At 63.9% G+C, this 1,461-nt stretch carries 2 protein-coding genes; both read right to left on the minus strand.

Annotated elements, in window-relative coordinates:
- Nucleotides 1-950: alpha-amylase family glycosyl hydrolase (locus ACWDR4_RS50085; protein WP_450418867.1), on the minus strand; the 950-nt coding region annotated here is incomplete at its 3' end.
- A 4-nt stretch (nt 951-954) separates the two neighbouring features.
- The coding region (locus tag ACWDR4_RS50090; RefSeq protein ID WP_450418869.1) for an alpha-glucosidase C-terminal domain-containing protein at nt 955-1,461 on the minus strand (507 nt) is incomplete at its 5' end.

Raw genomic sequence — 1,461 nt, forward strand, 5'->3', positions numbered from 1 at the left:
GGAATGGCGGGGGTCTTGGCGAGGATCTCCGAGACCGGATAGCGGGACTCCCTGCGGACGGCCATGAAGATGCGTGGCATGACCGGGAAGTGGAATGCCATGTGGCATTCGTCGCCGCCGCTGCGGTAGTCGCCGAAGTAGTCGACGACGTCCTCGGGCCACTGGTTCGCCTCCGCCAGCAGCACCGTGTCCGGGTAGTGGGCGTCGATCTCCTTGCGCACGTGCTTGAGGAAGTCGTGCGTCGCCGGGAGGTTCTCGCAGTTGGTGCCCTCGGCCTGGTAGAGGTAAGGAACTGCATCGAGACGGAAGCCGTCGATTCCGAGGTCCAGCCAGAATCGGAGAGCCGCGAGAATTTCCTCCTGTACCGCCGGGTTGTCGTAGTTGAGGTCCGGTTGGTGGGAGAAGAAGCGGTGCCAGTAGTACTGCTTGCGGACGGGGTCGAAGGTCCAGTTGGAGGCCTCGGTGTCGACGAAGATGATCCGCGCGTCCTGGAACTGTTGGTCGTCGTCGGCCCAGACGTAGTAGTCGCCGTAGGGGCCTTCGGGGTTGTTCCTGGATTCCTGGAACCAGGGATGTTCGTCGCTGGTGTGGTTCATGACGAAGTCGATGATGACGCGCATGCCGCGTTGGTGGGCGGCGTCGACGAACTCGACGAAGTCGGCGAGGTCACCGAACTCGGGGAGGACGGCGGTGTAGTCGGAGACGTCGTAACCGCCGTCGCGGAGGGGGGATTTGAAGAAGGGTGGGAGCCAGAGGCAGTCGATGCCGAGCCACTGGAGGTAGTCGAGTTTGGCCGTGATGCCCTTGAGGTCGCCGACTCCGTCGCCGTTGCTGTCCTGGAAGGAGCGGACGAGGACCTCGTAGAAGACGGCGCGTTTGAACCACTCGGGGTCCCGGTCCTTGGCGGGAGTGTCCTCGAAGGTGTCCGGGACGGGATCGTTGACGGTCACGGCGTTACTGGCCTCCAGTCGAGTACCGCAGCAGGTGAAAGACGTGCGAGGGCGCCCTGCCTGGCTCCAGACGTACGTAATTGGTCCGGCCCCAGTGGTAGGTCTCGCCGCTCAACTCGTCATGCACCGCAAGGGAATGCTGTTCGTCTTCCCGCTCGTCCAGGCCGAGTTGCGGCATGTCCAACGAGACCGTCGCCTCCTGGGTGTGATGAGGGTCGAGGTTCACGACCACCAGAACCGTGTCGTCGCCGGTGCGCTTGCTGTACGCGATCACCGCGTCGTTGTCGGTCCGGTGGAAGTGCAGATTCCTGAGCCGGTGCAGGGCGGGATGGTCGCGTCTGATCCGGTTGAGGGCGGTGATGAGCGGGGCAATCGACAGCCCGTTCCGCTCGGCCGATTCCCAGTCCCTGGGCCGGAGTTGGTATTTCTCGGAGTCCAGGTATTCTTCGCTGCCCGCCCGTAGGGGGGTGTTCTCGCAGAGTTCGTAGCCGCTGTAGACGCCCCAGGTGGG

It is taken from the genome of Streptomyces sp. NPDC000878 (genome assembly GCF_053599695.1).